Origin of the sequence: Achromobacter sp. UBA5777 (assembly GCF_002418565.1) — a bacterium.
GTDB classification, from domain to species: Bacteria; Pseudomonadota; Gammaproteobacteria; order Burkholderiales; family Burkholderiaceae_B; genus Achromobacter; species Achromobacter animicus.
In genome coordinates, this window is the sequence record NZ_DIEJ01000229.1 from 1 (window position 1) to 7,285 (window position 7,285).

The following is a 7,285-nucleotide window of genomic DNA, read 5'->3' on the forward strand; positions in this document are numbered from 1 at the left end:
TGGGCCACCCGCTGGGCGCCAGCGGCACGCGTCTGGCCACCACGGCCATCAACCAGCTGCACCGCACTGGCGGCCGCTATGCGCTGTGCACGATGTGCATCGGCGTCGGCCAAGGCATCGCGCTGATCATCGAACGCGTGTAAGGCGCGTGGTATGGCGGGCGGCGCGCGTCGCGCAGCCCGGCGAACAACAAGGGAGCCCTCGGGCTCCCTTTGTCATTACCTGCTGGGGCGGTCTGCCGGAAAGCGTCAGGGCAGGCCGTCGAGCTTTTTGCCGGCGGTGATGCCGTGCTTGCCGAACCACCCTTGCGCCATTTCCAGCGCGTAGCGCACTGGCTTCTTTGCGCAATGCGGGTCTTCGGTCTGCGGCGCCATGTCTTCAATGTTGACGATCGTGCCGTCGTCGGCGATAAAGGCAATCGACAGCGGCAGCAGCGTGTTGCGCATCCAGAAGCACTGCACGTCCGGCTGGTCGAAGACGAACAGCATGCCATCGTTGCCGGGCAGTTCCCTGCGGAACATCAGGCCGTCGCGCCGCGTGGCGTCCGTGTTTGCAACTTCCGCGCGGATAATATGGATGCCGGCCGACAGTTGCGTCGTGGGCAGACGCGGCTGCGGGCCGGTCTGTTGCTGGGCACTGACGGGCAGAGGCAGGGCGGTTGCGATCGCGATGGCTGCAGCGGCGATCACCGGCACTTTGCGGCCTGCCGCGGTAACCGCCGACGATGCCTTGGTGAAGGTTGTTTTGAACAGCGTGCGAACAATGGGAAACAAAACGGCAATCTTCAGCATGGCCCGGCGGAGTATTAAGAAAAATAACAAGGCGGGGCCCGAAAGCCCCGCCTGGATAATGGCGCAACCTTACCGTTGCGCTTTAAAGGGTAACTCAGGCAGCCGTAATATTGAGCGCCTGTTTGCCTTTAGGCCCCTGGATAATCTCGAAGGCCACTTTCTGGCCTTCTTTCAGGGTTTTAAAACCATTCATCTGGATGGACGAGAAGTGGGCGAACAGATCTTCACCGCCATCGTCGGGCGTAATGAAGCCAAACCCCTTTGCATCGTTGAACCATTTGACGGTGCCCGTCGATTTGGGATTGTCCCCTTGGACGGCGGTTGCGGTCGTATCAGACATGCGGCCTGCCTCATTGAATCGTATGTTGACAGAAGGGCATTGTGGTCTAGACCCCTGTCCCCCCTCCGGCTTCCTGGCAGATTTTCGGTAAATTGAAAACCCCAGAATGCGTGGATAATGCGCCGCTTTTCTTGACCTAGTCAAGTATGGATACTACGTATTTCTGCGTGTAATTTTCAGTAAGTTGAGTGGTTGCCGTCCCCAGTTTAAATAGAATACCCGCCCTATGAGTTCTACCTTGGATTCCCAGCATGACTTGGTCGTCGAGAAGGCGCCGGCACGTACTGCGCCGCCGCCGATGTACCAGGTGTTGCTGCTTAATGACGACTACACCCCGATGGAGTTCGTCGTGAAAGTGCTGCAGAAATTCTTCAATAAAAACCAGGAAGAGGCGACGCGCATCATGCTGCAAGTGCATCACGAAGGCCGAGGCGTCTGCGGGGTTTACCCCCGTGACCTCGCCGCCACACGGATCGCGCAGGTAGGTCAGTATGCGCGGGCGCGTCAACACCCGCTGCAGTGCGTGATGGAACCGGTTTGATCTCGACAAAACACATTGGCGCCGCCAGCAATGGCGGCGTTGTGCTGCCGGTTGCATCCCAGGCATAGGGATGAACGGTTTTGCCGCGTAACGGGAAGCGCGCGGCACATGCGGGTCGGCAGCTCCGCCGCTAAGGAGCGTTGCGTTCTAGTGGGCGGGGAGGTTTCGCCGTGAGTGGAAAGTTCAACAAGACCTGGCTGGCTGTAGCCGGGATCGCGGTGGTGGCCGGCGCGATTGGCGCGGGCTGGTGGATGGGCAAGGGGCAGCAGCCGGCAAGTCCGGCAGCGGTTCCGGCGGCGCAGACAGCGACCGCCACGGCTCCGCAGGCGGCGAACAGCGCGGCGCCAGCACTGCCTGCCACCGCAACCGTGGGTGCCGCGGATCCCTTCGCGGCCTTGAATTGCCAACCCCGCCAATACAACGATGCCTTGTCGCTGGCCGTGACCTTCACGCAGCCGGTGGATGCCAAGAGCAATCTGGACGCTTTCCTTCAGGTGACCGATACGGGTTCGACGGCCGGCAAGGCCGACGAGGACAGCGAATCGGCCGCCGCGCCGGGCCAGCAGCCGGCCTCGGTGCGTCCTGGCGATTCCGCGCCCAAGGGCAAGATCCTCAAGGGCAACTGGGTCGTCGGCGACAACCCGCGCGTGGTGTACTTCCCGTATGTGCAGCCGCAGCGCTCCTACGCGATCACGGTCCGCTCGGGTCTGCCCGGCGCGGGCGAAAAGGTCGCGCTGACCGAGGCTTCGCATTGCGAAGTCAGCACGCAGGCCATGCCGCCGTCGTTTTACTTCGCCAGCCGCGGCGTCGTGCTGCCCGCCGGCCAGAACGGCGGCTTGCCGGTCGCCACGGTCAATGTGCCCGAGGTTGACGTGCAGTTCCTGCGCGTGTCTCCCGAACGCGTGCCCGAACTCTTCGACACCGTGCTGGGCGTGGGCCGCACGCCGGCCGCCTCGGAAGACGAGGACGACGGCAACTATGACGAGAACGACTGGCGCTACGCGGGTAACCGCAGCCTGAAGGGCTCGGTCAGCAATTGGGACCTGGACCGGCTGAATTCGCTGACGACCAGCGTTTACCAGGGCCGCTTCGTCACTGACGACAAGCCCAACCGCCGCCACGTCACGTTCCTGCCCGTCGAGGGCATCAAGGAATTGCAGGAGCCGGGCATCTACGTTGCGGTCATGAGCCAACCGGGCCGTTTCCGCTATGAGTACCAGGTCACCTATTTCTATGTCAGCGACATCGGGCTGCACGCGCGCCGCTACAGCGACCGCATCGAAGCGTATTCGGTGTCGCTGAAATCCGGCCAGGCCATCTCGGGCGCGGTGTTTGAACTGGTGGACGGCGCCGGCAAGCCGCTGGCCAAGGCGGCCGCCGATGCGCAGGGCCATGTCCGCTTTGACGGCAGCTTTGCCAATGCCCGCGTCATCCGCGCCTCGCGCGACAAGGAAATGACCGTGCTGGCGCTGGGCGAACCGGCGCTGGACCTCTCCGAATTCGATACGGGCGGCCACGCGTCGCGCGCCAACAATCTGTTTGTCTACGCCGGCCGCAACCTGTATCGCCCCGGCGAAACCTTCCACGTATCGGTGCTGCCGCGCGACCTCGACGGCCGCGTGCTGACGCCGTCGCCGCTGACCGCCACCATCAAGCGTCCTGATGGCCGCACCATGCAGACCGCGCTGTGGCAACCGCAAAAGGATCTGCCCGGCTACGTCGAACGCGCGATCGATCTGCCGCTGGATGCGCAGACCGGCACGTGGCTGCTGGAGCTGCGCGTCGATCCGTCCTCGCGCGCGCCGGACGCCTCGTGGAAGTTCCAGGTCGAGGAATTCCTGCCCGAACGCATGAAGATGGCGCTGACCTCGGGCCAGGACGTGTTGTCCCCCGACGAGGAGCTGACCGTCGATGTGCAGGGCGACTACCTGTATGGCGCGCCGGCTGCCGGCAACCGTCTGCTGGCCACCTTCCAGGTCAAACGTGATCGTTTTGCGCTGGCCCAGCAATGGCCGGGCTTCATCTTTGGCGACGTGGCCGACGATACGCGCCGCAGCTTCGGTGAACTGCCGGAATCCGCGCTGGACGACAAGGGCCGCGCGCAGCTCGACGTGAATCCGAACGCCGCCGGCACGCATTCGCCGATGAAGGTCCGTGTGTCCGCCAGCCTGCTGGAATCCGGCGGCCGCCCGGTGGTCCGCTCCATCGAACGCACCGTCTGGCCCGCCGACAAGCTGATCGCCGTCCGTCCGCAGTTCGACAGCGACGTGGCCCGCGAGAACGCGCCGGCCGGTTTTGAAGTCATCCGCGCCAACGCGCAAGGCAAGATCGAACCGCTCGCGCAGGCGCAGATGCGTCTGTTCCGCGAAGAGCGCCAGTACTACTGGCGGTTCGACGACCAGCGCGGCTGGAACAGCGGCTATACCGAAACCGAAGAGCTGGTCGACTCGCGCGAAATCGCGCTGAACGATCGCGCCCAGCTGACCGTGCCGGTCAAGTGGGGCCGCTACCGTCTGGAAATCACGGATCCGGAAACCGGCGAAACGATGCGCTATCGCTTCTATGCCGGCTGGAACGCGCAAGACGCCGATGCCATGGGCAACCGTCCCGACCGCGTGCAGATGAAGCTGGAAGGCGTGCCCGCCAAGCCGGGCGACACCGTCAAGCTGACCCTGACGCCGCCGCATGATGGCCAGGCGCTCATCACCGTCGAAGGCGACCGCATGCTGTGGTCCAAGTGGGTGGCCGTGAAGGCCACGGGCACCGAGGTCGAGATTCCGGTCGACAAGGAATGGAAGCGTCACGACCTGTACGTGGCCGCGGCGGTGTTCCGCCCCGGCAGCGAAGGCGACCGCGTCACGCCGGCCCGCGCGCTGGGCCTGGCGTTCCTGCCGATCGCCAGCGCCGACCGCAAGCTGGACGTCAAGCTGACCGCCGCGCCCAAGGCCGTGCCGGAGACCAAGACGACCGTGCGCGTCAAGGTCGATGGCGCGCAGGGCAAGCAGGCGATGGTGACGCTGTCCGCGGTCGACGTGGGCATTCTCAACATCAACCAGTACGCCACGCCCGATCCGCTGGATTACTTCTTCGGCAAGCACCGCTACGCGCCAGAGTTGCTGGACATGTACGGCAAGCTCATCGAGAAGATGGACGGCACCAAGGGCAAGCTGAAGTGGGGCGGCGACGCCGCGATGCGCGGCGACAGCAAGAGCCTGCCCAAGAAGGTCAAGCTCGTGGATCTGTTCTCGGGTCCCGTTGCGCTCAACGCGCAGGGCGAAGCGGACATCCCGCTGGACCTGCCCGACTTCAATGGCACGCTGCGCCTGATGGCCGTCGCGTTCACGCCCGACAACTACGGCAGCACCGACGCCGAAATGGTTGTGGCAGCGCCCATCGTGGCGGAACTGAATACCCCGCGTTTCATCACGCCGGGCGACCAGGCCGCCATTGCGCTGGACGTCACCAACATGAGCGGCGCCGAACAGAAGATCTCGATCAAGCTCGAGGCCCTGGATCCGCTGGCCATCGTCGACGGCGTGCGCACTGTCACGTTGAAAGACAAGCAGCGCACGACGCTGCGGTTCACGGCGACCACCACCGGCTCGTACGGCCTGGGCCTCATGCGCCTGACGGTAGACGGGCAGGGCGGCGCCAAGCCGATCCGCATCGTGCGCGAGTCCGTGCTGCAGGTGCAGCCCGCGCATGCGCCGGAGCGCCAGGTGCGGCGTCTGCGCCTGAATCCGGGCGAGTCGCAACCGGCGCAGGCGTCGTGGGTGGCGTCCTATTACCCGGACTCGACGACCGTCAGCCTGACCGTGTCCAATCGTCCGCCGTTCAACGTCAACCGTCTGGTCGAGGACCTGCTTAACTATCCGTATGGATGCACCGAGCAGACCATCAGCGCGGCCATGCCGTGGGTGATGCTGGATGAAGACGCAGCCAAGCAGTTCGGCCTGAAGCCGCGCACCGAGGCCGAACGCGCCGCCAAGGTCGCTGGCGCCATCAGCCGCCTGTCGGGCATGCGCAACTCGGTCGGTTCGTACAACCTCTGGAGCGGCGCGTCCTCGCGCGATGTGTGGCTGACGGCCTACGCCGTGGGCTTCATGCAGGACGCACGCGATCGTGGCTTCGAGGTGCCCGAGGCATCGCTGGACCGTTCGCGGACGTGGCTGCTGGAGCAGGTGCAGCAGAGCGCCGGCGCATTCGGTACGTGGTCGGCAAACCTGCGCCGCAACGTCGAGGCCAACCGCATCGACAGCAGCGACGCCAACGTGCTGCGCGAAGACCATCGCCGCTTTGCCGGCCTGGCCACTGCCGCGCTGGTGCTGGCGCGCGACAAGAAGGCGCCGCTGTCGACCGTGCGTCAGCTGTTCGACAACTATCAGGAGCGCGCGCGCTCGCCGCTGCCGCTGGTGCAACTGGCCGCCGCCTTCAAGCTGATGGGTGACGAAGGGCGCATGAAGCAGGCGCTTGACCTGGCCATGACGCGCACCTATGGCATCAACATCAACAACCGCAGCAGCGCCTACTACGACGAATGGATGGGCGACTACGGCAGCAGCGTGCGCGACTACGCGTTGTCCTACGCGCTGGTCTCGCAATACGAGCTGCGCCACGAACGCAGCGAGAACCTGCTGAATCAGCTTTCCAGCCGCCTGGGCAATCGTTCGTACCTGTCCACGCAGGAACAGATGGCCCTGCTGCTGGCCGCGCGCGCCGCGGGCGGCAGCAAGAACACGCCGTGGGAAGCGGTGCTGACCGTCAATGGCGAGCGCAAGCCGCTGACCGGCGGCAAGAGCGACCAGACCGTGTCGCTGTCGGCCGCGGATCTGGCGGGCACGCAGTTGCAGAACACGGGAAGCCAATCGCTGTTTGTCGAATACGACATCCAGGGCAGCCCGACCGCGACGCCCGCGCCGCGCAACGACATCATCCAGCTCAAGCGTGGCTGGTACCGTCCGGACGGCCGCCCGTGGGACGGCGGCACCCTGCAGACCGGCGACATGCTGGTGGTGTGGGTCCAGGCCAGCGCCAACCAGAACATCCCGGACGGGCTGCTGGTTGACCGCGTGCCGGCGGGCTTCGAGGTCGAAAACCTCAACCTGTCGCAAAGCCCCGAGATGCAGGACTGGAAGATCGGCGGACGCCGCGTGGCCGACGCCATGTCGGATTCCAACATCAAGCATCGCGAGTTCCGCGACGACCGCTACGTCGCGGCGGTATCGCTGGGCCGTGGCAAGGTGGACGTGTTCTATCTGGTGCGCGTCGTGACGCCGGGCCGCTACGCGGTGCCGTCGACGGTGGCCGAGGATATGTACCGGCCCGAAATCCGCGGCGTGGGTGAGCAATGGAGCACGGTCGAAATCCGCGATCGCGGCGCCAAGCGTCCTTGAACGCCGCCGCTGCTTGCCAGGCGGGCGCATCGCGCGCCCGCCGCTGGCGGCGGCGCGGCATCTTCGCGGGCNNGCCGCGTTGTTATTCGCGCTTGACCGTCTATATCCGCTGCCCCCCATCGACTCGGGCGGGGCGGCGGTTGTCGTTGCCGCCGATGGCACCCCGCTGCGCAACTACCCCAGCCGCGACGGCATCTGGCGCTACCCGGTGCAGCCTGAA

The 7,285-nt window shown here is 65.3% G+C and carries 4 protein-coding genes and 1 pseudogene; 3 read left to right on the forward strand and 2 right to left on the reverse strand.

Going from position 1 to position 7,285, the window contains the following annotated elements; genetic code table 11:
* Nucleotides 1-143, forward strand: a pseudogene (locus tag B3446_RS18775) (3-oxoadipyl-CoA thiolase); the annotation flags it as partial.
* 105 nt (nt 144-248) lie between these two features.
* Here the strand turns inward: B3446_RS18775 and B3446_RS18780 are convergent.
* On the reverse strand, nt 249-791 hold the full coding sequence (locus tag B3446_RS18780; protein ID WP_291383986.1) for a DUF192 domain-containing protein: 543 nt from the start codon (nt 789-791) through the stop codon (nt 249-251).
* 94 nt (nt 792-885) lie between these two features.
* Complete coding sequence (locus B3446_RS18785; RefSeq protein WP_006220277.1) at nt 886-1,131, reverse strand: cold-shock protein; 246 nt, start codon at nt 1,129-1,131, stop codon at nt 886-888.
* A 226-nt stretch (nt 1,132-1,357) separates the two neighbouring features.
* Here B3446_RS18785 and clpS point away from each other — a divergent pair, with 226 nt between their 5' ends.
* A complete protein-coding gene (clpS, locus tag B3446_RS18790) occupies nt 1,358-1,672 on the forward strand; it encodes an ATP-dependent Clp protease adapter ClpS (RefSeq protein WP_056562630.1) in 315 nt (104 codons plus the stop codon).
* Nucleotides 1,673-1,842: 170 nt separating this feature from the next.
* Complete coding sequence (locus tag B3446_RS18795; RefSeq protein WP_409558323.1) at nt 1,843-7,065, forward strand: alpha-2-macroglobulin family protein; 5,223 nt, start codon at nt 1,843-1,845, stop codon at nt 7,063-7,065.
* Nucleotides 7,066-7,285: the final 220 nt, after the last annotated feature.

Coding starts and splice junctions, on each gene's coding strand:
- B3446_RS18780 (WP_291383986.1), bottom strand. CDS start 791: ATGCTGAAGATTGCCGTTTTGTTTCCCATTGTTCGCACGCTGTTCAAA.
- B3446_RS18785 (WP_006220277.1), bottom strand. CDS start 1,131: ATGTCTGATACGACCGCAACCGCCGTCCAAGGGGACAATCCCAAATCG.
- clpS (WP_056562630.1), top strand. CDS start 1,358: ATGAGTTCTACCTTGGATTCCCAGCATGACTTGGTCGTCGAGAAGGCG.